Here is a 25504-nt window from a genome sequence, read left to right on the forward strand (position 1 = left end):
GCCGGTAGGTTTGGGGCTTTACATTTTCCACTTAACCCCTACCCGTTTTATGGCTTTTGACCTCAACCTGCTTACCACCAAAGCCGAGTGCGACACCGTGCTGGCCGACCTTGCCGCTGAGCTGGATACCTACCAGCACCGCGATTCTGCCCTGGATTATGCCGACCGGCAGGCTACCCGTACCAAGGACGACGTGACCGCCCGGCTGGCCGGCGTCGAGGCCGAAATTGCGGCCTACACCGCTATTCTGGCCACACCCAACCTTACGGCCACGTTGCGCACGCAGAACGAGAGCAAGCTGCGCCGCGCCAACGACCGCCGCGACAACCTGACCGAGCGGGGCCAGTCGCGCGCCGGAGCGGCCGCCTTCCTGGCCAGCATCGATGCCGACCAGATAGCCGCCCAGGTAGCGATACTCAGCGATGCCCAAGCCCAGGTGACCACCCGCAAAGCCGCCCTGCCCGCGTAATCGGCCCGGCCGCTAGCAAAACAAAAAAGGCCGCCCTTGCCGGGGCGGCCTTTTTTGGGTCTTAAGCACGGGCCGCCTAGCGCTGGCCGAAGCGGTAGCGCAGGCCCAGCGCGGCCGCGCCGGTGAGGCTGTTGAGCCCCCGGGAGGGGCGGCCGGTGAGCACCGAGTGGTTGAGGGTGTAGTCGAGGTTGAGGTCGAAGCGCGGGGTGAGGCGGTAGCGCACGCTGGCGCCCGCGCTCAACAGCAGCGTATTCTGCACGTAGCGCTGGTCGAAGTTGGTGACCTGGAGGTTATTGACGTAGCCCTGGGTTTCGGTGCCGCGGGCGTAGCCGTTGTAATGTTCTAGGGTGAGGCCGCCCAGCACGTCGAACTGCACGCGGTGGGCGAGCTTGCGGGTGAGGGTGTAGCGGGCCAGCGCCGACACCGACGTGTTGCGCCGGGTGCTAGTGCTGGTGTAGTGGTAGTAGGCTTCTGGGGCGGCCGGGTCGGCGGTGAAGTAATAGCCTTCCACGTCGTAGCGGCTGGTGAAGCCGCTGTAGGCCACGCCCAGCTGCACGGCCAACCGCGGGCGCAGCTGGTAGCCGGCCGTGAGCTGCAGCGGCACCGGAAAGCCCTTCTCGTTCGAGAACCGGCCACCGAGGGACTGGTAGAAGCTGCCGTAGGCGCCCAGGCCCACGTAGAATTTGGGGACGGGTGCGGGTTCGGTGGTTTGGGCGCGGCTGAGGCAGGGCAATGCCAGGAGCAGGGTGCCAAGGGCGAGACGGGGTGCGAGCATGAACGGAGGCAGTAAAGGAATGAGTGGCTGCCGGGAGGAGCCTGCGGGCCCGGTAACGGTTGCATCAACGCGCCGGAAAGGGTTTTGGTGTGGGGGCCGGCCGCCGGGTGCAGGGGGAGGAGCACCCACAAATCCGGCCGCTGCACCGTCGGCCCCGGGCGCCGTTTCGTCCGGCGCAATCGACGCTTCGGCAACGGAAAATTGGGGAGGAGCGGGGCGGCGGCCACTTTTGAATCATCAATCGCACAACGCTTCACCCCAACCCCCACGTCCCATGAAAACCGCCGTTCTGACCCTCGCCCTGGCCGCTGCTTCTTTTGCCGCCCTGGCCCAAACGCCGGCCGCCGCCGTGGCCGCCCCCGCCACCGCCGCGCCCGCCGCCGATGCCTACACCACCATGCTGGGCGCCACCATTGCCGAGCAAAACGCCATCACCCAGAAGGCCGACCTGCCCGCCAACATTGCCAAGCTGGAGCGCGCCGCCAGCGCCCGTCCCACCGACTGGCTGCCCCGCTACTACCAGGCCCGCGGCTACCTCAAAATGGGCTTTGCCGGCACCGACGGCGACGCCCAGGACAAGCTCTTCGACCAGGCCCAGGCCGCCCTCGACCAGGCCGCCAAGCTACCCGACGCCGAGCAGGCCGAAATCCTGGTGCTGCAGGCCTACATCTACCAGGGGCGCATCATGGTGAGCCCCATGACGCGCGGCATGGTGTACTCGGGGCGCGTGGGCGAGGCCCTGGCCCGCGCCCAGGCCCTGGCCCCCGCCAACCCCCGCGTGTACCTGCTGCTCGGCAACGACGCCTTCTACCGGCCCTCGATGTTCGGCGGCGGGGCCGATAAAGCCAAACCCTACTACGAAAAGGCCAAGGCCCTGTTTGCCACCTTCCGGCCCGCTACGGCCCTGAGCCCCACCTGGGGCGCGGCCATGGCCGACGCCATGCTGGCCAAAGCCAGTGCCGCCGTGGCCGCCAAGTAAACCACCCCGCCACCCCGCCGGCCGGAACGGGCCACCTTGCCCAAGGTGGCCGTTTCGGCCGGCTTTGCCGTTACTTTGATGCCTGTTTCCCTTCGCTTATCGTCTGTGCTGCCCGTGGCTTCGTCCGATTCTGCTGCTTCGTCTCTGGACGTGTTTCACCGGCCGGCCGGGTGGGCGGCCGTGCGCAAAGCCATGCGCGTCATCCTGCTCATGAGCGTGGTCATCAGCCTGCTGGTGAACCCGGGGGCGGTGCGCAGCTGGTCGGCCTTTGCCATCACCTACGCCTACACCGTGATGTACAGCACGGGGCTGTGGCTCACCAACGGCTACGTGGTCGACTGGCTGAACCGCCGCTACACCTGGACGGTGCAGCCCGGGCGTCGGCTGCTGCTCACGCTGGCCGTGTCGCTGGGCGGCTCGGTGCTGGTGATTGTGCTCATGAACGCCGTGCTGCTGCTGCTGCTTGGCAAGCCGCTGGGGCGGCTGCTGTCGAGCAGCATGTACTGGCAGATACTCATACCGGTGGCCATCACGGTCATTGTCTCGCTGTTCAACCACAGCCGCGCCTTCTTCCTGCAGTGGCGCGAGGCCGCCGTGCGGGCCGAGCGCCTCGAAAAGGAAACCGCCGTGGCCCGCCTCGACTCGCTGCGCCGGCAGGTCGACCCACACTTTTTGTTCAACTCCCTCAACGCCCTCACCAGCCTGGTGGAGGAAAACGACCCCGCCCGGGCCGTGCGCTTCATCCGCCAGCTGAGCCAGGTGTACCGCTACGTGCTCGACTCCGAAAGCCAGGAGCTGGTGCCGCTGGCCGACGAGCTGAAGTTTGCCGAGAGCTACCTCTACCTGCAGAAAACCCGCCTCGGCGAGGCGCTGACTGTGGAAATGAGCCTGCCGCCCGCCGCCCTGGCCGGTTTCTACGTGCCGCCCCTGGCCCTGCAGCTGCTGCTCGAAAACGTGCTCAAGCACAACGCCGCCTACCAGGCCGACCCGCTGCACCTGCGCGTGTCGCTCGATGCCCAGGCCCACACCCTGACCGTGCGCAACACCCGGCGCCCGCGCCGCCTGGCCCCGGGCGAGTCGTCGGGCCGGGGCCTGGCCAACCTGGCCGCCCGCTACGCCTTCCTGACCGACCAGCCCCTGGTGAGCGGCGAAGAGAACGGCGAGTTCGTGGTGACGCTGCCGCTGCTGGTGCTGTAGGAACTGAAACGAAAAGAACGTCATGCAGAGCGCAGCGAAGCATCTTTACTGCTCAAGCTAATCAAAACGATTGGTTTACTATTGCGGTAAAGATGCTTCGCTGCGCTCTGCATGACGTTCTTTTGTATCCAAACCACACCGTCCCAATGCTCCTCCGCGCCCTCATCGTCGAAGACGAACCCCTCGCCGCCCGCCGCCTGGCCGACCTGCTGGCCCGCCAGCCCGAGCCGCTCGAAATTCTCGGCACCGCCGAGTCGGTGGCTCAGGCGGTGGGGCTGCTGCAAGCCGGCCCCGCACCCGACGTGCTGTTTCTCGATATCAACCTGGCCGATGGCCTGAGCTTCGAGATTTTCGAGCAGGTGCCGGTGCGCTGCCCCGTCATCTTCACCACCGCCTACGACCAGTATGCGCTGCAAGCCTTCAAGGTGAACAGCGTGGATTACCTGCTCAAGCCCATTGACGAGGAAGAGCTGGCCGCCGCCCTGACCAAGCTGCGCGAGCGCCTGCCCGCCGCGCCCGCGCCGGCCGCCGCGCCGCCGGCGTTCGACCCCGCGCTGCTGGCCCAGCTCATGCAGCAGATGCAGCAAGCCACGCCGCCCGCCGCCAGCTACAAAACCCAGTTTGTGGTGCGCGTGGGCGAGCACCTGAAAGTGGTACCTGTGGAGCAGATTGCCTACTTCTTCAGCCTCGAAAAAGCCACCTTCCTGCAAACCACCGAAGGCCGCAAGTTCGTGGTGGACTACACCATGGACCAGCTCGAAGGGCTGCTCGACCCGCGCCGCTTTTTCCGCCTCAACCGCGCCTACCTGGCCCAGCAGGCCGCCATCCAGGACATCATTCACTACGCCAACTCCCGCCTCCAAACCGTGCTCAAGCCCACCGCCCCCGACGCCCAGGTGCTGGTGAGCCGCGAGAAGGTGAACGTCTTCAAAAGCTGGCTGGACAGGTAGGGGAGAAAGGAAGCGAGGGGGAGAGTAAGCAGGACGTGGCTACTCCATCCGCAGCCGCTTGAGTACTAAGCGGAAGCCGGGGAGCACCGGCCCGGCCACCAAATCCTGGTCGAAACCCACCACGGGGCGCACGGGCTGGCCGGGTTCGAAGATGTACACCGACTCGGTGGCGGGCGCGATGAGCCAACCCAGCCGGGCGCCGGCTTCAAGCCAGTGCTCCATTTTGCGCATGGTGTCGGTGAGGCGGTCGGTAGGCGAGAGCAGTTCCACCACAAAATCGGGGCAAATGCGAGCAAAGCCGCGCCGGTCTTCCGAACTAAGTGCATTCCAGTTGGCCCAGGCTATCCAGCTAGCATCGGGCGAGAGCATGGCTCCGGTATCGAGGGTGAAGCCAGCGGAGGAATCGAAGGTTTTACCAAGCCCACTCTCAACGTTCCAATTAGCCAGTTGGCGGTTCAGCTCACTGTTGTAAGCACCGGTTTCGGAGTTGGTAGGCGGCATGATGGTAATTTGGTGCTGGGCATCGCGCTCAATGCGTTGGTCGCGGTTGTCCATGCAGAACTGGTAAAATTCCTCGTCGGTGAGGCGTTCGAGCACGGGGCTTTTTAGCTTGATGGCGGTCATGGCAAAGCAAGTTGGAATACCAATATACGTCGGAACCTACCCTTCCAGCCAGGCTTTCAGGGCCGGGGCTTTCTCGCGGCTCACCAGCACTTCTTCGGCCGGGGCGGGGTGCAGCTCCACCAGCAGCTTGCCGCCAAAGTGCGGAAGCAGGCGGCGCACGGCCGGCAGGTGGGCAATGACCTGGCGGTTGAGGCGGAAGAACTGGGCGGGGTCGAGCAGGCCTTCGAGCTGCTCCAGGGTGTAGTCGAGCACGAAGCGGCGCCCGTCGGCGGCCACCAGCGTCACGGTCTCGTGGCGGCTGATAAACCAAGCTGCTTCGGCCACGGGCAGGGGCAGCAATTGCTCGCCCTGGCGCACCAAAAACCGCGTTTTGTAGGGCCGGCCGGGGCGGGGCAGGGCGTCTAGGAGGCGCTCCAGGTTGGAGGTGGCCGGCGGAAGGGCCGCGCTATCGGCGTTGCCTGGCTCGGCGGGCGGCGATGCGCCGGGCCACTGGCGCAGCTTGGCGAGGGCCGCCTGCAGCTCGGCCAGCTTCACCGGTTTCAGCAAATACGCCACGCTGTTGGCCTGAAACGCCCGAATGGCATACGCATCAAACGCCGTGGTGAAAATGACCGGGCTGGGCACCACGGCCTGCTCCCAGATTTCCAGGCTGAGGCCATCGGCCAGCTGAATGTCGCTGAGAATGAGGGTGGGAGCGGGGTGGGCGGCCAGCCAGGTCAGGGCGCTGCTCACGGTGTCGAGCACGGCCACCACCCGCGCTTCGGGCGCGGCCTGGGCCACGAGGCGCTGGAGGCGTTCGGCGGCCGGGTATTCGTCTTCGAGCAGCAGAATGGTCATGGCAGGCGGGGGGCCGGGGCGGGCAGCAGGGGCAAGTCTACCACAAATTTTCCGTCGGCGACGCGGGTTTCCACCGGCTGCGCGGCCCCGAGCAGGGCGTAGCGGCGGCGCACGTTGGCCAGGCCCGTGCCGGTGCCGGGGGCCAGGCCGGCGGGGCGGGGCCGCAGCGTGTTTTCGACGCGCAGCACGGCGGCGGTTTCATCGGCGCTCAGGCGCAGGTGCAGGGGGTGCTCGCGCGAGGCCACGTTGTGCTTCAGCGCGTTCTCCACCAGCAGCTGCACGCTGAGGGGCGCCACATGGCGGGCCAGCGCGGCGGGCGCCACCGTCATTTCCACCACCAGGTTATTGCGAAAGCGGGCCTTGTGCAGCCCCAGGTAGGTTTCCACAAATTCCAGCTCCTCGACCAGCGGCACTGTGGCGCGGCCTTGGGCCAGCAGCACGTAGCGGTACACGTCGGCCAGGTGCTCCACAAACTGCTGGGCGGGCTCGTTCTCGGGCTCGATGAGGGCGGAGAGCGTATTGAGGGTATTGAACAGAAAATGCGGGTCGAGCTGGCCCTGCAGGGCGTCGAGCTGGGCCTGGGTGGACGCCCGGGCCAGGTGGTCGGCGCGGTGCAGGTTGGCCTTCCACTGCTCGAAGAAATACATGGCTTCGTAGAGCGTGAGCACGCCCACGGTGGGCACCAGGCTGAAACGCGTGCCCTGCCACAGCGCGGCCGGCGTGAGCGGAAAGTAGTCGGGGCGCAGCCAGTGCAGGGGCAGCGTGAGCACGAGCGTGGCCGCCGCCGTCACCAGCAGGGCCAGGCCGGCCAGCACCCAGAGGCGGCGCGGGGTTTGCTCGGGGCCGGGAAAGCGCCCGAGCAGCCCCCGCCACAGCTGGAAGTTGCTCAGCCAGTAGCCCGTGGTGAAATACAGCGAAATCAGCCAGCTCACCAACACGTCGGGCCAGCTTTTGTCGGGTTGGCCCACCAGGCTGAAGGCCGTAATCAGCGCGCTCAGCAGCGGGATGCCTAGGAGCACAAAACGGCGGTCATGGCGGCGGAGCATGGCAACAAGCGTAAGGCCGGCAAGTGCGGCGCGGGTAAAAATAGCCGGTTTGCTAGTGCGCCGCCCACAGCGGCCGCCCGGCCAGGGCCAGCGCAAACAGGGCGGCCACGGCCCCGGCATACAGCGCGGTGCCCGTCCAGGTGAGCGGCGTGGCCCAGCGCGGCGCCCAGCTGCTCAGCAGCCAGCCCAGCAGGGGCAGCACCTGCAGGGCGTGCATGCCCAGAAAATGGGCAATGCGCAGGTCGCCGGCGCGGGTGCTCCAGCCCAGGCCGGGCAGGCCGGGGCCGCCGTCGGGCGCCCCCACGGTGTGCTGCTGGTTGTGAATCATCATGCCGCCCAGCACGCTGCCCACCAGAAACACCAGCAGCCCCAGCCGCACGCCCCACACGTAGCCGGCCGGCCCGTGCAGTGGGTGGCGCCACACCAGGTACAGGGCCCACACCGTCATCAGCGTATTCACCAGGATGAAAATGCCCATCAAGCTAAAGAGCGCGCCATTCAGCGCCGAGCCGGTGTTGTAGTGCGAGGTGGTGCCGCGGGCGGCCTGCACAAAAATCACGGCCTGCTCCACCACCATGCTCAGGGCCACGCCCCAGCTGATGAGCTGCACGGCCCGCTGCGCCGCCTGCGGCAAATCGGCCAGCAGCCAGGCCAGCGTCCAGACGAAGGCGGTGATGGACAGCGCAAACTTCAGGGGCTTCATCCAGGCCGGGGCGCCGGTTACCAGGCGGTGGTCGAGCAGCAGCCCGGCCACGGCCAGTGCGGCCAGGGCCACGTTCAGCCAGCCGGTCCAGGAGAGCACGGGGTTCACGCGGTGCAGCACCCGCAGCGCGGCGCCAACGGAACCAAACAAGGATTCCGCCGGCGCTTCCGGCGAGAGCAGGACGGTTTGCAGCAAGGCAGTTTTCATGATGCGCAGTGAAAAGTGGAAAGTGAATGGGAAACCAGGGCCGCCTCAGCCAACGGCCCGCAGCAGCGAGAAAGCACGTAGCGCCGCCAGCCAGGCCAGCAGGTTGAGGGCCAGGCGCAGGTAGTTCAGCCGCAGCCACCAGCCAATGAGCCGGCTGGGGCTCGCCCCGGGGGCGGCGCGTTGCAGGCGCAGGGCGGTGGGAATGAAAAAGGCAAAGGTGCCCAGGCGCTCCAGCAGCGTGAGCAGGGCCGCGGCCAGCCACCAGGGGCCCAGCGGGGGCGGCGCCTGCCAGCCGGCCACCAGGCTCGCCAGCGTGAGCAAAGTGAGCGGCAGCGTGGTGACCATGCCCCAGAACCGGCGGCCCGTGTCGAGGGCGCGCATGGCCTCGCCGTTCACTTCGTAGCCCGCGGCCGTGCGGCCGAACCATTGCGGCAGCACAATGCGCGTTTCGAACAGGCCGGCGCCGGTGGCAAGGCCCAGGTTCACCACGAACAGCCACAGCAGAATTTCAGAAACAAGACTCATGGCGCGCAATGCAGGGGGAAGACAGGCAGGCAGAAACGTTAGGCCGCGACTTCGGCGGTGGCGTAGAATTGCCGCAGGCCGAAGTACAGCAGCAGCCCCACCGGCCCGAACAGGAAGGTGAGCAGCAGGCAAGGAATCAGCAGCCCGTGGGGCACGCCGCGCCGCTGGGCGTCGCGCAGCTCCCAGGCCCCCGTCCACATATCAAAGCAGAGGTAGTGCACCCAGCCCGCCAGCAGCGCCCACGGGTCGCGAAACAGCGCCGCCACCTCGGCCAGCGAGCCAAAGCCGCCTTCGTGGCCGTGCGGGCCCAGGTAGTGCGCCGTGATGAGCGCGGCGTAGGCCAGGGCCAGCAGCAGGGGCAGGGCCCCGCTCAGCACCACGGCGCGGGTGCCGCGCCAGCGCGGGGCCAGCACCAGCAGCGCCCAGCCCAGCAAGGCCACGGGGTTGGCAACAGAAAACAGGAAGTCGGGCGTGGGCATAAGCGGCTGATGAGTTGCAATAGCTGGCTCAAACTTACGTTTTGGCCGCGCCGCCCACCCACGCAATCGGGGCGAAACGACGGATTTGACGGGTCAGGCAGCCATTGGGTAGGGGCGAAGCAACCCATTGCAAACCGGCCGAATCCTACTTTTCCAATCCTTTTTTCATTGTCACGCTGTTCGCATGCTCCTTTCTCTGCCCGCGCTGGCCATGGGCGCCGCGCTGCGCCTGCTCCCCGCGCCACCTGCCACGGCCACCTCGCCCACGCCCCGGCTGGCGATTCAATTCGGCTCGAATACCACCAGCACCTCTACCACCAGCGGGTGCGCACGGTGCTCAGCCCCGTCGGCGATTTCAAGGTCACGGTGCCGGATTTGAAAGGCATCACGGGCATTACGTTTTCCTATGCGGGCCAGCGCACCAGCCTCTACCTCGCGCCCGGCGATGATGTGCGCATGACGCTCGACTTCCCGAACTTCGACGAAAGCCTGAAGTACACCGGGCGCGGGGCCAATGCCAGCAACTACATGGCGCAGGCGCTGTGGAAATTTGAGTTTAGCCCGGCCCGTGCTCCGCGCCCGGCGTCCACGGCCCGGCCCACGCTGGCCCAGATGCGGCAGGAGGCCGACGACAACCGCCAAGCCCGGCGCAGCTTCCTGACCACGTTTGCCAAGGCCCACCCGCTGCCCGCCGATTTTGTGCGCGACCGCACCCTCGACATCGACCTGACCTGGGCCAACCGCCTGCTGCTGTATTCCGGGGGCTACCCCACCATACCGGCCATGTATTTCGACTTTCTGCAGCAGCTGCCCCTGAAAAAATTTGACCAGTACCTCGGCGACCGGGGCCTCAACGGCAACATGGCCGTAATGAACTTCCTGACCAACTACAATTACCGCCTCGCGCCTTCGGGCAAACTCAGCACCGACCCCGCCGAAGCCCGCCGCCACTACGCCCAGGCCCAGGCCGATTTCGGTCCCAGCACGGCCGCCCTCGACCGGGCCATGTATCAGTTCTACAGCTGGAAGCTCGATACCGACCTCGATGGCGTGCTAGCCGCCTATCCCACTTTCCGCACCCACAACCACGACTCCACCATGGCGCGCGACCTGCGCATCCTCATCGGCCGGCAGCTGGCGGTGAAGGTGGGCAACCCGGCCCCGAACTTCGCGCTGCTGAACCACGAGGGCAAAAAAGTGTCGCTGGCGGAGCTGCGCGGCAAGGTTATCTACCTCGATTTCTGGGGAACGTGGTGCGGCCCGTGCATGCAGGAGATGCCCGCCAGCAACGAGCTCAGGAAGAAGTTTGAGGGGCGCGACGTGGCCTTCGTCTACATCTCGGTGCGCGACAAAGAAGACAAGTGGCAGCAGGTGCTGGCCGCCGAGCACCTCACCGGCCCCAACAGCATTCACCTGCGCAGTCCCGAGGGCGACGACGTGGCCAACCGCTACCAGGTAACGGGCTACCCCACCTACTGGCTCATCGGGCGCGATGGCCGCATCATCACCCGCTCGGCCCCGCGCCCCAGCGAAGGCCAGAAAGCCGTGGCTGCCATCACCGCCGAGTTGGCCCGATAACCACCGGCCGCCAACACGGTTACTATCCGGCAGCGGCTGCCACCCGCTGGCCAGTTTTTACGTATTTGGCGCCTATGTCTTTGTTTTACTATTTGTTGGGTGGGCTGCTGCTGACTGCACCAGCGGCCTTGGCCCGCCCACCCGCTGCCGTGCCCCGCGACACCATCAAGGGCCGGCCGGCTGTTCCGCGCCTGCCGCGCAACCGGTTTGTGGCGCAGTACGATTCGCGCTACTCCATCGTCAACCACCACCTCACCACCATCAACGGCCTGAAGCTGGGCCTGGAATTCAAGAGCCGTTTCCGCACCGGGGCGGCCATTTATTTCCTGAGTACCGGAGTGCCCACCCGCCAGGCCAAGCCCGACAACGCCGCCGAAGACGCCGACGCCCAGCTCCGTTTTCGCTACCTGGCCGCCTACGCCGGCTACGTGCTGCTCGAAAAGCCCCGCTGGGAAATCAGCGCCAATATGCAGCTGGGCATGGGCTCGGTGTACGTGCTCTACGAGGCCAATGACGGCGACCTCGACAAAACCCCGCGCGACTTTCTGGGCGTGGTAGAGCCCGCCCTGGCGGCCCAATACCGCCTGCTGCATTGGGCCGGCTTCGGCACGGGGCTGGGGTGGCGGCAGCCAATGTTTGTGCCCCGCTCCGTGCAAAAGGAGCTCAACGGCCCGGTGTTCTACCTGCGCGCCAACGTGTTTTTGGGCGAGCTGGTGAAAGTGCTGAAGCAAAAGGACCCGCTTTTCTCGCAGGAAGGGCTGCGGCGCGAGTAAGTGCCAAAGCAGCGCTATTTGCCCGTGCTGTAGGCAAACCCGACCGACAGCGTGCCGTTGGCCGGGCTGCGGTTTTGCACCACCACGCTTTCGTAGGAGTAGGTATAGGCCAGGTTCAGGGCCAGGTGCTGATAGAGCTTGATGGCCAGCACCGTGGCGCTGTTCAGGCGGTAGTCGCCGCCGGGGTCGCGCAGGCTGGGCTGGTAAAACAGCAGCTCCGAAAAGCTGGCCACGCCCCGGTTCAGGCGCAGCTTGAGGCGCGTGGAGCTGCGCACCACGTGCCGGAGCAGCGCCGGCTCGGAGTTGTAGTCGGTGCGCTCATTCAGCAAAAAAGTGCTTACGGCCAGTTCGTTGTGCAGCGTGTCGGCGTAGAGCTGGTAGCCCGCGCCGCCGCCCGTCACCACGCGCTGCGCAATGGCGCGAAGGTTGCTGGTTTCAAACTCGCCCAGCGCGTAGAGCTTCCAGCGGCCCACGCGGTAGTCGGGCGTGGTCAGCAGCAGCAATTCCCGCTCGCGCAGGGCGCCGTCCTGTCGGCCGTAGCTATAGCTCAGCGCGGCCGGAAACTGCCAGTGCCCCACCACCAGCCCGCCCGTATGGCTGGTGCTGAAATACACCCGCTCCACCGTGCCGGTGGTGTAGAGGCCGGTGAGCGCGGCCGTGTAGCGCACGCCGGTGCCGTCCACGTTGTAGGTCTCAAACTCGGCCGAGGGCAGCCCGGCCGGCGGCGGGGCAAAGGTGCCGGCGCTCACGGCCGACGAATCGGCGGGGGCCGTGGCCGTCGAGTCGGTTTGGGCGCGCGCCGCCTGGCTGGCCAGCAGCAGCACGAGCAGCAGCAGCCCGGCGGCATGGCCGGTCAATTTCCTGAAAAAGGCGGGCCGCCTCATGCCTGCGGCAGGCTGGCCAGCGTGCCCATCCGGTCGAGCTTGCCCGTGGCCGTCATCTTGAATTCGGGCACGTAGCGCAGCTGCTTGGGCTGCTCGTAGCGGCCCAGGCGCTCGGCCAGCAGCGTTTGCAGCCGTTGTTCGGCCTCGGGCGCCAGGGCAGTGCCTTCGATGAAGGCCGTCACGGCCTGGCCGAGGCGCTCGTCGGGCTGCCCGGCCACAAAGCAGCGGCGCGACTCGCCAATTTCAGCCAAAGCCACGTCGAGTATCAGCTCTACCTTCTCGGCCGGCACTTTCACGCCGCCCGAGTTTATCACAAAATCGGCCCGGCCCAGCCACTCGAAGGTGTGGGCGTCGAGCAGGTTTACCCGGTCGTTGGTGATGATGAGATGGTCATCGGTCACGTCGCCGCGCAGGGTGAGGCAGCCGCGCTCGTCCTGCCCCGCCGCAATGCCCGTGAACACCCGGAACGTCGGCCCGGCCTCGGGGCCGCTGAGGCGGCGCAGGGCCACGTGCGAGCAGGTTTCGGTCATGCCATAGGTGAGGTACACCGGCACGCGCAGCGGCTGCACCTCGTGCTGCAGGGCGGCATCGGCGGGCGCGCCGCCTATCAGAATGGCCTTCATCTGGTTGAGGCGCGGGGCCAGGCCGGCGGCCAGCACGGCCTTCAGCTGCAGGGGCACAAAGGCGGCAAAGTCAAATTCCGCGTCGGCATCCACGTACTCAAACGGGTTGGCGTGCGGCTCCACAATGGTGAGGTGCATGTTGCGCTCCAGGCCGCGCACCAGCATCATCATGCCGCCAATGTATTCGCAGTTGAGGCACACCAGGGCGCGGTCGCCGGGGCCAAGGTCGAAGTAGTCGGCCGTGCGCTGGGCCGAGGCTTCGAGCTGCCGCCGCCGCAGCGTGATGGGCGTGGGCGCGCCCGTGCTGCCCGAGGTGGTGAGACCAAATTCCTGGGTGCCCGTCAGCCACTGCCGCACAAAGTCCAGCACCTTGGCCTCGTAGCCGTTCACGGGCGCGGCCAGCTGGGCGGGGTATTGTTGGATGGCCGCGTAAGTGTATTCGCGGCCGTTGAGCAGGAGGGACGTGGGCAGGGCGTTGGTCATGCCGCAAAGCTACTTGCGCGGCCCGATGCCCGGGCGCTAGCTCAGCAGCCAGCGCTGGTAGGTGGTGGCCGACGGTGCCAGCCGCCAGCTCAGGGCCAGCAGCATGGCCGCGCCGGCCACGAGGTCGAACCACGAATGCGTGAACGCAAAAGAGGCCAGCATGGGCAGGGCCACCAGGCTGGCCAAGCTGTTGCGCAGGAAGATGCGGCCCAGGTAAATGCGCAGGTTTTCTTCGGCCGGCCGGCGCAGGCTGGGGCGTAGGCGCCGGTACAGGGCCACCAGCACCACGGCCAGCACCGGCACCGCCGCCACCAAGCCCAGCAGCGCCGGCCACGTGGCCATTTGCGGCTCGGTGCTGCTGCCCGTGGCCGCGTGCGAGCCGGCTGCCAGCACCGCACCCGCCATCAGCAGGCCTTGCACCGGGTAGTGCAGCCAGTGCATCCGGCGAACGTAGCGAATGGCGCGGTGAAAGTCGGCGTCGGTCATGGCGGTAGAAAAGCGGCGGCGCCGGGCCGGCAGCTGCGTCCGCAGCCCCAAGCCCAGGCAAAACACTTGACTTTACGGCAAATAATGGCTAATATAGGTTCTCCATCAAGCCCTTCCGCCATGAACTCCCACCCGCAAAGCCCGCCCTCCGCCGTGCCGGTTTCCAACCCGCAGCCCCAGGCCCTCACACCGGAACAGCAGCAAGCCCGCGCCCAGGCCAAGGCCGAAAAGAAAGAGCGCAAGCACGAGCGCCTGCGGTTTTTCTTTGGCTGGTGCGAGGGCTGCCGGGCCTTTGGGGAGGCCTTTTAGAAGGGCGACGACGCGGGTTCACCATCCGCCGCGCGAAGTTTTTCCGCGCCCAGAATGGCGGCAACGCCCGCCGCATACGTGAGCAGGTCGAGCCATGAAAAGGCCGTGCCCAGCACCACCCGCGCCAGCGCCGAATGCTGGAGCCCCAACCACCGCAGCAGGTGAAAGTACTGGCCGGCCTCCACGGCGCAGGCCACCAGCAGGGCCAGGCCCGCCAGCGGCAGCACGCCCGCTTTCAGCACGCTGCGCAAAAAACAATACACCAGCACCACCGCCAGCATGTCGCCGAAATACGGCCGGATAAGCGCGTCGTGCACGTAGCGCGCAATGATGATTTCAACCAGCAGCACGCCCACGCCCGCCCAGAAATAGCCGCTGCGGAAGGTGAGCATAGGGTACAGGTAATTGGGAAGAGTAAGCGGCTGCATCGGCCGGGGCAAAACTAACCTGTCCACAAAAAAGGCCTGCACGTTGGTGCAGGCCTTTTTCATAAAGAGTCAACCGCCCGCGACTACGGGAATTTCGGGAATTTCGAGAAGTCGGGCTGGCGCTTTTCCATGTAGGCGTTGCGGCCTTCCTTGGCTTCGTCGCTCAGGTAGTAGAGCAGCGTGGCGTTGCCGGCCAGCTCCTGGATGCCGGCCTGCCCGTCGAGTTCGGCGTTGAACGACGACTTGAGCATGCGTAGCGCCAGCGGGCTTTTTTGCAAAATCTTGTGGCACCAGGCCACCGTGGTTTCCTCCAGTTGCTCCAGCGGCACCACTTTGTTTACCAAGCCCATGTCGAGGGCTTCCTGGGCGTTGTACTGGTCGCAGAGGAACCAGATTTCGCGGGCCTTTTTCTGGCCCACGATGCGCGCCAGGTAGGAGGCCCCAAAGCCGCCGTCGAACGAGCCCACGTTGGGGCCGGTCTGGCCGAAGCGGGCGTTGTCGGCCGCAATGGTCAGGTCGCACACCACGTGCAGCACGTGGCCGCCGCCAATGGCCCAGCCGGCCACCATGGCCACCACGGGCTTGGGAATGGAGCGAATCTGCTTCTGCAAATCGAGCACGTTGAGGCGGGGCACGGCGTCGTCGCCCACGTAGCCGCCGTGGCCGCGCACGCTCTGGTCGCCGCCCGAGCAGAAGGCCCGGCCGCCCTCGCCCGTGAAAATGATGACGCCGATGTCGGTGCGGTCGCGGCAGATGTTCATGGCCTCAATCATCTCCTGCACCGTGAGCGGCGTGAAGGCGTTGTGCACCTGCGGCCGGTTGATGCTGATTTTAGCAATGCCGCCGTGCTGCGTGAAGAGGATTTCTTTGAACTCCTTGATGGGCGTCCAGCTGATTTGTTCGGGCATAGGGGATGGAATGAATAAGAAAGAACGTCATGCAGAGCGCAGCGAAGCATCTTGCCCGCCACCAGTAATTAATCAGTTACTGCGGTAAAGATGCTTCGCTGCGCTCTGCATGACGTTCAATCAAAGGTTAAGAAAAGGCTTGTTTCACCGCCGCGCGGTATCGCTCAAAAAACGCCGCGTTGGTTTTAGAGTCGGTAAAGACCTCCAAAATTGCCGCGCCGGTTTCGGCTGCAAAGAAAACCGGCAGCGCGGCTTCAAGTTCAGCAAACGTCGAAACCGGGAAGTAGCGCAGGTTGAAATCGCGCGCCGTGTTCTCGGCCGTGAGCCCCTGGCGCGTCTCAAAAAACTCGTCCAGCTCCGGCTGCTGCCGCGGCCCGTCGATGATGCGGAAAATGCCCCCGCCGTGGTTGTTGAACAGCACCACGCGCAGGTTGGGCGTGGGGTAGTTGTGCCAGAAGGCGTTGCGGTCGTAGAAAAACGCCACGTCGCCAGTCAGCAGCACCACCGGGCGGCCGGGCTGGGCCAGCGCCGCGCCCACGGCCGTGGAAGTGCAGCCGTCGATGCCGCTGGTGCCGCGGTTGGCAAACACCTCGATGTGCCGGCCGTGCGGCAGCCCCAGAATGTTGGCATAGCGCACGGCCATGCTGTTGGCCAGGTGCAGCGCGGTATAAATAGGCAGCGCGTTTAGGGACAGTCGGAAGGCCGAAAACTCATTGAACTCCGGCATCGGCCGCGCAAAAAAGTCGCCCAGTAACTGGGTTGCGGCGGCATCGGCCTTGTGCCAGGCATCTCCCAGGCCGGCCGGCCACCCACCCCGCGGAACCGAGGACAACCAGTGCGTGGCACCGGTGGGCGTGCCCGATTCGGTGGAATTAGCCGAAATTTGAATAGCGTAACCGACCTGCTGCGGCACGTCGGCGGGCGGCAGCTCCGCCGTGGCCAGCGCCTGGAAGAACGTGGCTGGTTCCAAGCGAATGATTTCCGTGGTGCGCCGAAACGTGTCCGACGCCGGCCCGCTGGCTTGAACGTGCCAATGTTGCTGGGGGGCTGCATCGCGCAGAAATAGCTTAAGGGCTTTTGAAATCAACGACTGCCCAAATGTGATAAGCAAATCTGGCTGCAACGCGGCTTTTTCATCGGCCGACAAGCCCGCCAGAAACACATCATGCCGATGCAAAGCAAAATCGTAAGCGGGATTTTCGGCGGCCGAACCGTTCAGTATTTCATCATGCAAAAGGTCCTGTTCGCCGCTCACGTTGGCAATGACGTCGGCAATTACCGGGAAGCCATGCTCGGCGGAAAGCGTGCGCAGCGCAACTTCCAAGTCGGCATCGGCTCGGTGTTGGCCGGCCACAATCAGCACGCGGCCGGCGGCTTTGGCGTCCTGCAGTGCCCCTGGCAAGGGGATGCCCGCTGGAAAAGGGTAATCCGTGTCGCGGATGATTTTTACGTCCTGCTCGTAGCGCGCTTCCTCGCCGGCCTTCGGGTAAAAAGGCTCGCGCAGGGGCACGTTCACCTGCACCGGACCGGCAGGGTAGGCGCTGGCCAGGTTGATTGCTTCGTTCACAATGCGCTCGGCGTGCCATTTGGCATCGGCGTGCGTGGTGTCCACGGGGAAATCAAACGCGCCCTTGGCGTGGCGCCCGTACAGGTTTTGTTGCCGAATGGTCTGGCCGTCGAGCTGGTCTATCCACTCGGGCGGCCGGTCGGCGGTGAGCACCAGCAGCGGCACCTGCTGAAAAAACGCCTCGGCCACGGCCGGCGCATAGTTCAGCCCCGCCGAGCCCGAGGTGCACACCAGCACCACCGGCCGCCGGGTGGCCTGCGCAATGCCTAGCCCAATGAAAGCCGCCGCGCGCTCATCGGGCACCACCCGCAGTTTGCCCGCGAACGCCGGGTGCCGGGCAAAGGCCAGCGTGAGCGGCGCCGAGCGCGAGCCGGGCGAAAGCACCACGTCGGTAATGCCGTGGCGGGCGCAGATTTCGGCGATGTTGTAAACGGCCTGCATAGGGTCAGTTGTCAGTTAATAGTTAACAGTGAGCAGTGAATGATTAATAGTGGACAGCTCGCAGGAGCAAGCAGAACGGCATTGTCTACCGGCAACTGCTCACTGTTCACTGATAATTATTCACTGCTTACTGCAGCACTGCTGCTACGGTTTGCAGCTTCATTTCGGTTTCCTGCCACTCGCGCTCGGGGTCGGAATCGACGGTGAGGCCGGTGCCGGCGTAGAGAATGGCCTCGTCGGCGCGGAGCTGCAGGCAGCGTAGGTTTACGTAGAGGCGGGCCACGCCGGGCGCGCTCACGTTTACCGGCCCTAGAAAGCCGCTGTAGTAGGCGCGGTCGTAGCCCTCGTGTGCTTGAATGAATTCCATGGCCGCCTGCCGGGGCATGCCGCCCACGGCCGAGGTGGGGTGCAGCAGGCGCAGCATGTCGGTGCCAAGATTGGGGAAGGGTACCTGCCGCAGGTTCACTTCAAAGTCGGTGCGCAGGTGCAGCAGCTGGCCGGCCACCACGGTGCGCGGGCCGGTTTCGTGGTACTCGCGCAGCCGCAGCTGCTTGAAACAGCTCACAATGTAGCGGGCCACCAGCGCCTGCTCTTCAATTTCCTTCTGGCGCCAGATGGCCGTGCGCGGCGTCACCTCGGCCGTCACGGGCTGGGTGGCGGCCAGCGCCATGGTGTGGAAGGTGCCGTCGGCCGTCACCTCGGCCAGCACTTCGGGCGTGGCGCCCAGCCAAGTGCCCACGCCCGGCACGCTCACCAGCGACACAAACGCTCGTGGGTATTGCTCAGCCAACTCCTCAAACGCGGCAAAGGCATCGAAGCCGGCCGGCAGGGGCCGCCGCGCCGCGCGCGAAGTCACCACCTTCACCACTTCTTTGGCCTCGATGGCCGCTACACCCTTCTCCACCAGCTGCGTGTACTCGGTATGAGTGGCGGGGTGGGGGGCTGGCTGCGGGCCGCGGTGCCAGGCCAGCTGGTCCAGGGTGGGGGCCGCCAGCCACGCGGCCAGCCCGGGGATGATGTCGCTGGCCGCTGGCGCCACCGTCACGGTGTCGGGTTCGGCCGCGTCGTAGCGCACGTCGGCGGGTAGAAAAAGGGCCGGGTTGTGGTCGGAGTCTCTAAAAGGAAAAAAGGCGAAGCCGGCCGGCGCCTGGGCGTCCAGGGCCGGGGGCAGGCCGGTGAAGGAGGATTCGAGGCTGCGCGCCACCAGCAGGCGCGGGTGCTCGGCACCAGGCTCGCGCCACAGGGCGAGCGGGCGGCCGGTGCGCAGCGCGCCAGCCGCCAGGTGCCGCAGCCGGGCCCGCGCGTCGAGGCCAGCCGCCGCGGCGGGCCAGCGCAATTGCCGAAGTTCAGGGCCCTGCATCTACGCTCGCTTTTCGCCGCCGGGCAGGTCGATGACGGCCATTGTGATGCGGCTGATGCAGACCAGTGCCCCGGTTTCTTCGTGCGTAATGCGGATTTCCCACACCTGCGTGCTGCGGCCCACGTGCACTGGCGTGGCGCGGCCGCGCACCCAGCCGTCGCGCACGCCCTTCAGGTGGTTGGCGTTGATTTCGAGGCCCACGCAGGCCTGCTTGCTGCGGTCCACGCGCAAAGCGGCGGCAATGCTGCCCAGCGTTTCGGCCAGGGCCACCGAGGCGCCGCCGTGCAGCAGGCCCATGGGCTGGTGGGTGCGGCCGTCCACGGGCATGCGGCCTTCGAGGGCGTCTTCCGACACGGCCGTGATTTCGATGCCAAGGGCGTGGGCCAGGTTGGGCCGCGAATCCGTCCAGCGCTTCACTTCTTCCAGGGTCATGGGGGCAGGGGCAAAGCTGCTCAAAAACGCAAAACGGCCTTTGAACAGCGGGTTGAGGGGTAGGTGGTCCAACGGCCGGGGCTAAAACCCCGTACTTTGAACGATTGTTGACGGATTGTACCGCAAAACTACCACGCAACGTGAGGCCCCGGACCATCTTCCTGCTGCGCCACGGCCAGACCGATTTCAACGTGCGCGGCATTGTGCAGGGCAGCGGCGTCGATTCGAGCCTGAACGACACCGGCCGCCGCCAGGCCGCGCAGTTTTTCGCGGCCTACGGGCACGTGCCCTTCGATAAGGTATATACCTCGGCCCTGCGCCGCACCCACGAGTCGGTGCAGCAGTTCCTCGACCTCGGCCTGCCCCACGAAGCACATGCCGGCCTCAACGAGATAAGCTGGGGCGTGCGCGAGGGCACCCGCATCACGATGGAAGAAGACGCCGAGTACCGCCAAGTGCTGCACGACTGGGTGAGCGGCCGCACCGACGCCCGCCTGACCGGTGGCGAAAGCCCCGACGAAGTAGCCGCCCGCCAGCGCCCCTTCATCGAGCTGCTGAAATCCCGTGCCGACGAGCAAACCGTGCTGGTGTGCATGCACGGCCGCGCCATGCGGGTGATGCTTTGCCAGCTGCTCAACTACCCGCTCAGCGCCATGGAGGGCTTCGAGCACAGCAACTTATGCCTGTACAAGCTGGAGTACACGGGTACGGTGTTTACGGTGAAGAATTTTCTCGATGTGGCGCATTTGCAATAGCGCAAGGTTTCGCGAGGTGAAAAGAGGTTTCGCAATGGATGTGATGGCGGCTGGTTTTGCCCCGCGAAACCTCTTTTCACCTCGCGAAACCTTGCGCTGATTGTCTGGCCAACTTTTCGGGCTAATTTTGGCCTCCTCAATCCAAGCGCGACAAATCTGATGGCCGAAATCATAAAAATGCCCAAAATGAGCGACACGATGACCGAAGGGACCATCGCGGCCTGGCTCAAAAAGGTGGGTGATAAAGTTAAGTCCGGGGACATCCTGGCCGAAGTCGAGACCGACAAAGCCACCATGGAGCTGGAGAATTACGAAGACGGCACCCTGCTCTACATCGGCCCGAAAGAGAAAGAATCGGTGGCCGTCGATGGCATTCTGGCCATTGTAGGTAAGGAAGGCGAGGACTTTTCGGCCCTGCTGTCGGGCGCCCAGGGCGGCGCCGCGGCCCCGGCTCCGGCCGCTGCTCCTGCGCCCGAAGCTCCCAAGGCGGAAGCACCGGCGGCTCCTGCGCCGGCCCCGGCTCCGACCGCTCCGTCGCCGGCCGCTGCTCCCGCTGCCCCGGCCAATGGCAAAAAAGCCACCGTGGTGCGCATGCCCAAAATGAGCGACACGATGACCGAAGGCACCATTGCCGCGTGGTTGAAAAACGTGGGCGACAAAGTGAAATCGGGCGACGTGCTGGCCGAAGTCGAGACCGACAAAGCCACCATGGAGCTGGAAAACTACGAAGACGGCACCCTGCTCTACACCGGCCCTAAAGCCGGCGAAGCCGTGGCCGTCGACGGCATCCTGGCCATCATTGGCGAGGAAGGAGCCGACATTCAGGCCCTGCTGGGCGGCCAAAGCGGCGGTGCCGCTGCGGCACCCGCCCCGGCTGCTGCACCTGCAGAAGCTGCTGCTCCGGCCGCTGCGCCTGCTGCCCCGGCTCAGCCGGCTGCAGCTGCGCCGGCGGTTAATGGCGGCCGCATCCTGGCCTCGCCGCTGGCCAAGAGCATTGCCAAAGAAAAAGGCATCAACCTGGCCCAGGTGGTGGGCTCGGGCGACAACGGCCGCATTGTGCAGCGCGACGTGGAGAACTTCCAGCCCGGTGCTGCTCCGGCCGCTGCGCAGGCGGCGCCCGCTGCCGCTCCTACTTCGGCCCCGGCCCCGCAAGCAGCCGCCCCGGCCGCTGCCCCGGCTGCCAGCGCCCCGGCCTCGACCGATACGTACACCGACACGCCCGTGTCGCAGATGCGTAAGGTGATTGCCAAGCGCCTGTCCGAGAGCCTGTTCACGGCCCCGCATTTCTATCTCACGATGGAAATCAACATGGACAAGGCCATGGAAGCCCGCGTAAAGCTCAACGAGCTGTCGCCGGTGAAGCTGAGCTTCAACGACCTGGTGCTGAAATCAGCGGCCATTGCGCTGCGCTCGCACCCAGCCGTGAACTCCTCGTGGCTAGGCGACAAAATCCGCCAGAACAAGGTCATCAACATCGGCGTGGCCGTGGCCGTGGACGAAGGTCTGCTGGTACCCGTGATTCGCAACGCCGACCAAAAAGGCCTGGCCACCATCGCCAACGAGGTGAAAGAGCTGGCCGGCAAAGCCAAGAGCAAGAAGCTGCAGCCAGCCGAGTGGGAGGGCAGCACCTTCACCATCTCGAACCTGGGCATGTTTGGCATCGATGAGTTTACCGCCATCATCAACCCGCCCGATGCCTGCATCCTGGCCGTGGGCGGCATCAAGCAAACCGCCATTGTGAAAGACGGCCAGCTGGCCATCGGCAACATCATGAAGGTGACCTTGAGCTGCGACCACCGCGTGGTGGACGGCGCCACCGGTGCCGCCTTCCTGCAAACGCTGAAAAGCCTGCTGGAAGACCCCATGCGCTTGATGATTTGATAATCAGTGGACAGTTGACAGTGAGCAGTGAACAGTGGCCCCGGCTACATTCACTGCTCACTTTGCTTTTATGGCGCTCAACTGTTCACTGCTCACTGTTCACTGTTCACTGAAATGAAGATTCGCTCAACAACCGTCCTCGGCATCCGGCACAACGGCGAAATCGCCCTCGGCGCCGACGGGCAGGCCACCATGGACAAGCACGTGGCCAAGAACAACGTGCGCAAAGTCCGCAAGCTGCTCGATGGCAAAGTCGTAACCGGTTTTGCCGGCTCTACGGCCGATGCGTTCATGCTGCTCGACCGCTTCGAGGAGAAGCTGACCAGCTACGGCGGCAACCTCAAGCGCGCCGCCATTGAGCTGGCCAAGGACTGGCGCAAAGACCAGTACCTGCGCAAGCTCGAAGCCATGATGGTGGTAGCCGACAAGGACGAGCTGCTCATCCTCAGCGGCACCGGCGACGTATTGGAGCCGGACTCCGACGTGGCCGCCATCGGCTCGGGCGCGATGTATGCGCAGGCGGCGGCGTTGGCGCTTAAGAAGCACGCGCCGCACCTCACCGCCCGCCAGATGGTGGAAGAGGGCCTCAACATCGCGGCCGACATCTGCATCTACACCAATCATAATTTGATGATTGAGTCGCCGTCGTAGCGCTTGTCATCGTTTAAGAAGAACGTCATGCTTCGACTGCGCTCAGCATGACCGTTCGATACAACCCGGAAAACAACACAACTCCCCAACCCATGCACGTTTCCAACTTCATCCGCCACCACTTCCGCCACTTCAACGCTGCCGCCCTTGTGGACGCGGCCGATGGCTACAACAAGCACCTCGCCGATGGCGGCAAGATGATGATAACCCTGGCCGGCGCCATGAGCACCGCCGAAATGGGCATTCAGCTGGCCGAGCTGATTCGGCAGGACAAGGTGCAGATTATCAGCTGCACCGGCGCCAACCTGGAGGAGGATATCTTCAACCTGGTGGCCCACGACTTCTACGAGCGGGTGCCGCACTACCGCGACCTCACCGCCGCCGACGAGCAGGCCCTGCTGGCCCGCCACATGAACCGCGTGACCGATACCTGCATTCCCGAGGAAGAGGCCATGCGCCGCCTGGAGCACTCGGTGCTGAAGTTCTGGGAGAAGGCCGATAAGGCCGGCGAAAGCTATTTCCCCCACGAATTCTTCTACCAGATTCTGCTGAGCGGCGAGCTGGAGCAGTACTACCAGATTGACCCCAAAGACTCCTGGATGCTGGCCGCAGCCGAGAAAAACCTGCCCATCATCTGCCCCGGCTGGGAAGACTCCACGCTCGGCAACATCTACGCCGGCCACGTGATGACCGGCGACGTGAAGAACGTGCACACCATGCGCACGGGCATTCAGTACATGATGTACCTGGCCGACTGGTACACCCAGAACGCCACCGAAGAAAGCAAGGTGGGCTTCTTCCAGATTGGCGGCGGCATTGCCGGCGACTTCCCCATCTGCGTGGTGCCCATGCTGCACCAGGATTTGCAGCGCCACGAGGTGCCGCTGTGGGGCTATTTCTGCCAGATTTCGGACTCCACCACCAGCTACGGCAGCTACTCCGGCGCCGTGCCCAACGAGAAAATCACCTGGGGCAAGCTGGGCGAGAAAACCCCGAAGTACATCATCGAGTCGGACGCCACCATCGTGGCGCCGTTGGTGTTCGCCATCGTGCTGGGGCAGTAATTGCCGCTGTATCAACGAAAAAAAAGCCCGTCGCTGGTACAGCGGCGGGCTTTTTTATTTTTGGGGTGGGGGCGGTTAGCGCGTGGCCGCCGCCGTTGCCTTCTTGGGAACAGCTTTTGGCCGCAGGTCCGGCCGCTCGTTTAGCACTTGCACCGTGAGCACGATGATGCACACCATGGCCGCTAATAGCAGCACCACAATTTGCAGTAGCGAAATGCCCAGCGCCCGGCTGTAGCGCCGCACTGCGGTAAAGGTGGGAGCAGCCTGCAAGAGCTGCGCGTGTACCCAGAACGAATAAATCAGCGTTGGGATAAAGACCAGTTGCGAGGCCGACTTTAGGAAGGCGGGGTTGCCGGCCAGCAGTGCGGGAAGCATCACGGCCAGATTGATGACGGTGAGGGTGCCCCCGATGAAGCAGTTGGCCAGCAATATTTCGGCGTAGTTGTAACCCGCTCGTTTCAGCAGCCACCACGCTACTAAGGCGTTGAGCGGCATGAGCACCAACTGCATCAGGTAGGGGTGCTTCATGGTGGTGGACAGGTAACGCTCCATCACCACTGACATCAGCCCCATGGATGGCGAACCCGCGCTAGTGGGCTGCGACGACAGCATGGCCTGCTGCAGGTCGAACTGAAAAGCCGACATGACCAGCGCCGATAGGCCAACCAACAGCAGCAGGTAGCTCACCGGACGGAACTGCCGCGTGCGCTGCCCGGCCAGGTACCCCCGGATGGTAAGGCCCGGGCGCGTCAGCATTTGATAGAAAGTGTACACCAGCCCCTTGTCGACGTGCCAGACGGAGTGCGGCAGGTCGTGCAGCAGCAGGTGCTTCAGCGTGATGCGGTGCGTGTCGGCTGGCTGGCCGCAATGAGCGCAAAACTTGTCGGTCAGGGCCGCGCCGCAGTCGAGGCAGGCGTGGTGGGCCTGGGGGCCACCGCTGGGGGCCGATTCAAGGGCGTCGACGGCCACCAGTGCCGTCAGTTGCGTGGAGTAGTCAAGCAGCATAGGCGTTGAATAGCAGAAAATGAGGTGTTAAATAGCTAAATATAAAGGGTGCGCAGCGGAGGACAAGTTATTTTTTGGTGCAGAAAGTTGCTGCGCGGGTGGCCGCTATTGCCTTTCCGCCACGCCAATTACAGGGGGCGCACTACAAAAAAGAGCCGCCCGCTGAGGAAGCGGCCGGCTCTTTTAGCTTCCATAAGTACTGTTTCTAACGGGATGAGTGCGGGTTACTTGAATGTGAAAGAATGCCCCCAGCTTTGTTTGTTGTCCATTTGATTGGTAGTTAGAATATAAAGGCTGATTTTGCTCGGGTCATTATATCCTTTTGCCTTAAGCAAAGCAGAAACATCCGTTTCTAATTTCCCATTTTCTGAAAAATCGACGTGTATTTGCACTTTGCCTGTCGCGGATATCGTTAACGTGCTGCAATAAGCAGGTTTGTTGTTCGACTTATTTTTGAAAACAGGCACGATAGTTAAATTATTGATGTCGCTCATGCTGATACGGGCGTCTTTTTCAAGAATATTGCCGTTTAGAATAAAGTTGATTTTCCACGCTTCGTTGAGGGAGCGTTCGGGTACTTGTTTCAGGAAGGTGCCATCTTTCCAATATTCTTTGGTGATGACCTTGCCCGTTTCAGAATAGAAAACCCACTCGCCGGTTTTGGCCCAGCATAAGCCCCGGTCATAGACGTCGTCCCATTTGCCAGTGTCATTTTCCCGATGCTGTCCCGTTATTTTTAGTTTGCCGCTCGGGTAATATTCGTTATAAAAGCCAACGCCGCAATCGGTATATTGAACGGCTTTGGTGTATAAATGGCCGTCCTTATCGTATCGCGCCAAAATACATGGCGTGCATTTGCTAACGCTTTCGAAACCGCTTGGGCCATGGGAATACACCAGCGTTTTTAAGCCTGGGTATGCTGTCTTCAGATTCTCAGACTGTCCGTTACATAGGGTGGCTGTAGACAACAGAAAGAACAGCGCAACAGCTGAAACCAGTGGAGAAAAAGCGCGGGAATATGTCATTCTGAATGGACTGCATTCAACAACATTGGCAGGAAAGCAAATGCCTTGGTTGGGTTAGAC

The 25504-nt window shown here is 64.4% G+C and carries 28 protein-coding genes; 11 read left to right on the top strand and 17 right to left on the bottom strand.

Annotated elements, in window-relative coordinates; translation table 11 throughout:
• The first annotated feature begins 49 nt into the window (after positions 1–49).
• Positions 50–469, top strand: a complete 420-nt coding sequence (locus MUN81_RS08475; protein WP_245116823.1) for a hypothetical protein — start codon at positions 50–52, stop codon at positions 467–469.
• Between the two features lie 76 nt (positions 470–545).
• On the opposite strand, the gene MUN81_RS08480 is transcribed toward MUN81_RS08475, so the two are convergent.
• Positions 546–1244, bottom strand: coding sequence for an outer membrane beta-barrel protein (locus tag MUN81_RS08480; RefSeq protein WP_245116825.1), 699 nt, complete (start codon positions 1242–1244; stop codon positions 546–548).
• A 274-nt stretch (positions 1245–1518) separates the two neighbouring features.
• Between MUN81_RS08480 and MUN81_RS08485 the strand changes: the two genes are divergently transcribed.
• From MUN81_RS08485 to MUN81_RS08495, 3 genes are all read left to right on the top strand, one after another.
• Positions 1519–2223, top strand: coding sequence for a hypothetical protein (locus tag MUN81_RS08485; protein ID WP_245116827.1), 705 nt, complete (start codon positions 1519–1521; stop codon positions 2221–2223).
• 78 nt (positions 2224–2301) lie between these two features.
• Positions 2302–3420, top strand: coding sequence for a histidine kinase (locus MUN81_RS08490; RefSeq protein ID WP_245116829.1), 1119 nt, complete (start codon positions 2302–2304; stop codon positions 3418–3420).
• Between the two features lie 146 nt (positions 3421–3566).
• A complete protein-coding gene (locus MUN81_RS08495; protein WP_245116831.1) occupies positions 3567–4370 on the top strand; it encodes a LytTR family DNA-binding domain-containing protein in 804 nt (267 codons plus the stop codon).
• A gap of 39 nt (positions 4371–4409) precedes the next feature.
• Here the strand turns inward: MUN81_RS08495 and MUN81_RS08500 are convergent, their stop codons facing one another.
• Genes MUN81_RS08500 through MUN81_RS08525 form a run of 6 tightly spaced genes read right to left on the bottom strand, consistent with a single transcriptional unit; the run spans position 4410 to position 8791 of the window.
• A complete protein-coding gene (locus MUN81_RS08500) occupies positions 4410–4994 on the bottom strand; it encodes a Uma2 family endonuclease (RefSeq protein WP_245116833.1) in 585 nt (194 codons plus the stop codon).
• Positions 4995–5030: 36 nt separating this feature from the next.
• Positions 5031–5831 (bottom strand): LytTR family DNA-binding domain-containing protein, encoded by an 801-nt coding sequence (locus MUN81_RS08505; RefSeq protein ID WP_245116835.1) that lies wholly within the window; start codon positions 5829–5831, stop codon positions 5031–5033.
• Entirely contained in the window at positions 5828–6877 is a 1050-nt protein-coding gene (locus tag MUN81_RS08510; protein ID WP_245116837.1) for a histidine kinase, read from the bottom strand. The genes MUN81_RS08505 and MUN81_RS08510 overlap by 4 nt, the downstream gene beginning before the upstream one ends.
• A gap of 52 nt (positions 6878–6929) precedes the next feature.
• A complete protein-coding gene (locus MUN81_RS08515; RefSeq protein WP_245116839.1) occupies positions 6930–7787 on the bottom strand; it encodes a hypothetical protein in 858 nt (285 codons plus the stop codon).
• A 45-nt stretch (positions 7788–7832) separates the two neighbouring features.
• Entirely contained in the window at positions 7833–8312 is a 480-nt protein-coding gene (locus tag MUN81_RS08520; RefSeq protein ID WP_245116841.1) for a DUF1772 domain-containing protein, read from the bottom strand.
• A 38-nt stretch (positions 8313–8350) separates the two neighbouring features.
• A complete protein-coding gene (locus tag MUN81_RS08525; protein WP_245116843.1) occupies positions 8351–8791 on the bottom strand; it encodes an ABA4-like family protein in 441 nt (146 codons plus the stop codon).
• Positions 8792–8959: 168 nt separating this feature from the next.
• Between MUN81_RS08525 and MUN81_RS08530 the strand changes: the two genes are divergently transcribed.
• Positions 8960–10369: a TlpA disulfide reductase family protein gene (locus tag MUN81_RS08530; protein WP_245116846.1), complete on the top strand. Its 1410-nt coding sequence runs from the start codon at positions 8960–8962 to the stop codon at positions 10367–10369.
• 74 nt (positions 10370–10443) lie between these two features.
• Positions 10444–11142, top strand: coding sequence for a hypothetical protein (locus MUN81_RS08535; RefSeq protein WP_245116848.1), 699 nt, complete (start codon positions 10444–10446; stop codon positions 11140–11142).
• Between the two features lie 14 nt (positions 11143–11156).
• Here MUN81_RS08535 and MUN81_RS08540 read toward each other — a convergent pair whose 3' ends face one another.
• From MUN81_RS08540 to MUN81_RS08550, 3 genes are read right to left on the bottom strand one after another with little or no spacing between them, the layout of a single operon-like run.
• On the bottom strand, positions 11157–11999 hold the full coding sequence (locus MUN81_RS08540) for a DUF481 domain-containing protein (RefSeq protein WP_245116850.1): 843 nt from the start codon (positions 11997–11999) through the stop codon (positions 11157–11159).
• Between the two features lie 23 nt (positions 12000–12022).
• Positions 12023–13132, bottom strand: a complete 1110-nt coding sequence (locus tag MUN81_RS08545; protein WP_245116852.1) for an AMP-binding protein — start codon at positions 13130–13132, stop codon at positions 12023–12025.
• 36 nt (positions 13133–13168) lie between these two features.
• A complete protein-coding gene (locus MUN81_RS08550) occupies positions 13169–13618 on the bottom strand; it encodes a hypothetical protein (protein ID WP_245116854.1) in 450 nt (149 codons plus the stop codon).
• A gap of 120 nt (positions 13619–13738) precedes the next feature.
• On the opposite strand from MUN81_RS08550, the gene MUN81_RS08555 reads away from it, so the two are divergent.
• A complete protein-coding gene (locus MUN81_RS08555; protein ID WP_245116856.1) occupies positions 13739–13927 on the top strand; it encodes a hypothetical protein in 189 nt (62 codons plus the stop codon).
• Here MUN81_RS08555 and MUN81_RS08560 read toward each other — a convergent pair.
• From MUN81_RS08560 to MUN81_RS08580, 5 genes are all read right to left on the bottom strand, one after another.
• On the bottom strand, positions 13924–14319 hold the full coding sequence (locus MUN81_RS08560) for a DUF2809 domain-containing protein (protein ID WP_245116858.1): 396 nt from the start codon (positions 14317–14319) through the stop codon (positions 13924–13926). The genes MUN81_RS08555 and MUN81_RS08560 overlap by 4 nt on opposite strands.
• A gap of 119 nt (positions 14320–14438) precedes the next feature.
• Positions 14439–15263: a 1,4-dihydroxy-2-naphthoyl-CoA synthase gene (gene menB, locus MUN81_RS08565; protein WP_245116860.1), complete on the bottom strand. Its 825-nt coding sequence runs from the start codon at positions 15261–15263 to the stop codon at positions 14439–14441.
• Positions 15264–15390: 127 nt separating this feature from the next.
• Positions 15391–17271 carry a 2-succinyl-5-enolpyruvyl-6-hydroxy-3-cyclohexene-1-carboxylic-acid synthase gene (gene menD, locus MUN81_RS08570; protein WP_245116862.1) on the bottom strand — a complete coding sequence of 627 codons (1881 nt, stop codon included), beginning with the start codon at positions 17269–17271 and terminating at the stop codon, positions 15391–15393.
• A gap of 127 nt (positions 17272–17398) precedes the next feature.
• On the bottom strand, positions 17399–18607 hold the full coding sequence (locus tag MUN81_RS08575; RefSeq protein ID WP_245116872.1) for a chorismate-binding protein: 1209 nt from the start codon (positions 18605–18607) through the stop codon (positions 17399–17401).
• Between the two features lie 24 nt (positions 18608–18631).
• The gene (locus MUN81_RS08580) at positions 18632–19063 is read right to left on the bottom strand and encodes a hotdog fold thioesterase (RefSeq protein WP_245117376.1); all 432 of its coding nucleotides are present in this window, start codon (positions 19061–19063) and stop codon (positions 18632–18634) included.
• 140 nt (positions 19064–19203) lie between these two features.
• Between MUN81_RS08580 and MUN81_RS08585 the strand changes: the two genes are divergently transcribed.
• The 4 genes from MUN81_RS08585 (at position 19204) to MUN81_RS08600 (ending at position 23414) form a co-directional block, all read left to right on the top strand.
• Positions 19204–19818: a histidine phosphatase family protein gene (locus MUN81_RS08585; protein ID WP_245116874.1), complete on the top strand. Its 615-nt coding sequence runs from the start codon at positions 19204–19206 to the stop codon at positions 19816–19818.
• Between the two features lie 159 nt (positions 19819–19977).
• A complete protein-coding gene (locus MUN81_RS08590; protein WP_245116876.1) occupies positions 19978–21699 on the top strand; it encodes a pyruvate dehydrogenase complex dihydrolipoamide acetyltransferase in 1722 nt (573 codons plus the stop codon).
• A 114-nt stretch (positions 21700–21813) separates the two neighbouring features.
• Entirely contained in the window at positions 21814–22350 is a 537-nt protein-coding gene (gene hslV / locus MUN81_RS08595) for an ATP-dependent protease subunit HslV (protein ID WP_245116878.1), read from the top strand.
• 92 nt (positions 22351–22442) lie between these two features.
• Positions 22443–23414, top strand: a complete 972-nt coding sequence (locus tag MUN81_RS08600) for a deoxyhypusine synthase family protein (RefSeq protein ID WP_245116880.1) — start codon at positions 22443–22445, stop codon at positions 23412–23414.
• 75 nt (positions 23415–23489) lie between these two features.
• Here the strand turns inward: MUN81_RS08600 and MUN81_RS08605 are convergent, their stop codons facing one another.
• Both MUN81_RS08605 and MUN81_RS08610 read right to left on the bottom strand, forming a co-directional pair.
• The gene (locus MUN81_RS08605; RefSeq protein ID WP_245116882.1) at positions 23490–24419 is read right to left on the bottom strand and encodes a DUF3667 domain-containing protein; all 930 of its coding nucleotides are present in this window, start codon (positions 24417–24419) and stop codon (positions 23490–23492) included.
• Positions 24420–24643: 224 nt separating this feature from the next.
• Positions 24644–25444: a hypothetical protein gene (locus MUN81_RS08610; RefSeq protein ID WP_245116884.1), complete on the bottom strand. Its 801-nt coding sequence runs from the start codon at positions 25442–25444 to the stop codon at positions 24644–24646.
• Positions 25445–25504: the final 60 nt, after the last annotated feature.

The sequence above is a fragment of the Hymenobacter sp. 5317J-9 genome (genome assembly GCF_022921075.1).
GTDB lineage: Bacteria > Bacteroidota > Bacteroidia > Cytophagales > Hymenobacteraceae > Hymenobacter.

Coding starts and splice junctions, on each gene's coding strand:
- MUN81_RS08525 (WP_245116843.1), bottom strand. CDS start 8,791: ATGCCCACGCCCGACTTCCTGTTTTCTGTTGCCAACCCCGTGGCCTTG.
- MUN81_RS08505 (WP_245116835.1), bottom strand. CDS start 5,831: ATGACCATTCTGCTGCTCGAAGACGAATACCCGGCCGCCGAACGCCTC.
- menB (WP_245116860.1), bottom strand. CDS start 15,263: ATGCCCGAACAAATCAGCTGGACGCCCATCAAGGAGTTCAAAGAAATC.
- MUN81_RS08605 (WP_245116882.1), bottom strand. CDS start 24,419: ATGCTGCTTGACTACTCCACGCAACTGACGGCACTGGTGGCCGTCGAC.
- MUN81_RS08500 (WP_245116833.1), bottom strand. CDS start 4,994: ATGACCGCCATCAAGCTAAAAAGCCCCGTGCTCGAACGCCTCACCGAC.
- MUN81_RS08600 (WP_245116880.1), top strand. CDS start 22,443: ATGCACGTTTCCAACTTCATCCGCCACCACTTCCGCCACTTCAACGCT.
- MUN81_RS08520 (WP_245116841.1), bottom strand. CDS start 8,312: ATGAGTCTTGTTTCTGAAATTCTGCTGTGGCTGTTCGTGGTGAACCTG.
- hslV (WP_245116878.1), top strand. CDS start 21,814: ATGAAGATTCGCTCAACAACCGTCCTCGGCATCCGGCACAACGGCGAA.
- MUN81_RS08515 (WP_245116839.1), bottom strand. CDS start 7,787: ATGAAAACTGCCTTGCTGCAAACCGTCCTGCTCTCGCCGGAAGCGCCG.
- MUN81_RS08580 (WP_245117376.1), bottom strand. CDS start 19,063: ATGACCCTGGAAGAAGTGAAGCGCTGGACGGATTCGCGGCCCAACCTG.
- MUN81_RS08610 (WP_245116884.1), bottom strand. CDS start 25,444: ATGACATATTCCCGCGCTTTTTCTCCACTGGTTTCAGCTGTTGCGCTG.
- menD (WP_245116862.1), bottom strand. CDS start 17,271: ATGCAGGCCGTTTACAACATCGCCGAAATCTGCGCCCGCCACGGCATT.
- MUN81_RS08590 (WP_245116876.1), top strand. CDS start 19,978: ATGGCCGAAATCATAAAAATGCCCAAAATGAGCGACACGATGACCGAA.
- MUN81_RS08560 (WP_245116858.1), bottom strand. CDS start 14,319: ATGCTCACCTTCCGCAGCGGCTATTTCTGGGCGGGCGTGGGCGTGCTG.
- MUN81_RS08555 (WP_245116856.1), top strand. CDS start 13,739: ATGAACTCCCACCCGCAAAGCCCGCCCTCCGCCGTGCCGGTTTCCAAC.
- MUN81_RS08480 (WP_245116825.1), bottom strand. CDS start 1,244: ATGCTCGCACCCCGTCTCGCCCTTGGCACCCTGCTCCTGGCATTGCCC.
- MUN81_RS08545 (WP_245116852.1), bottom strand. CDS start 13,132: ATGACCAACGCCCTGCCCACGTCCCTCCTGCTCAACGGCCGCGAATAC.
- MUN81_RS08550 (WP_245116854.1), bottom strand. CDS start 13,618: ATGACCGACGCCGACTTTCACCGCGCCATTCGCTACGTTCGCCGGATG.
- MUN81_RS08490 (WP_245116829.1), top strand. CDS start 2,302: ATGCCTGTTTCCCTTCGCTTATCGTCTGTGCTGCCCGTGGCTTCGTCC.
- MUN81_RS08485 (WP_245116827.1), top strand. CDS start 1,519: ATGAAAACCGCCGTTCTGACCCTCGCCCTGGCCGCTGCTTCTTTTGCC.
- MUN81_RS08510 (WP_245116837.1), bottom strand. CDS start 6,877: ATGCTCCGCCGCCATGACCGCCGTTTTGTGCTCCTAGGCATCCCGCTG.
- MUN81_RS08475 (WP_245116823.1), top strand. CDS start 50: ATGGCTTTTGACCTCAACCTGCTTACCACCAAAGCCGAGTGCGACACC.
- MUN81_RS08495 (WP_245116831.1), top strand. CDS start 3,567: ATGCTCCTCCGCGCCCTCATCGTCGAAGACGAACCCCTCGCCGCCCGC.
- MUN81_RS08535 (WP_245116848.1), top strand. CDS start 10,444: ATGTCTTTGTTTTACTATTTGTTGGGTGGGCTGCTGCTGACTGCACCA.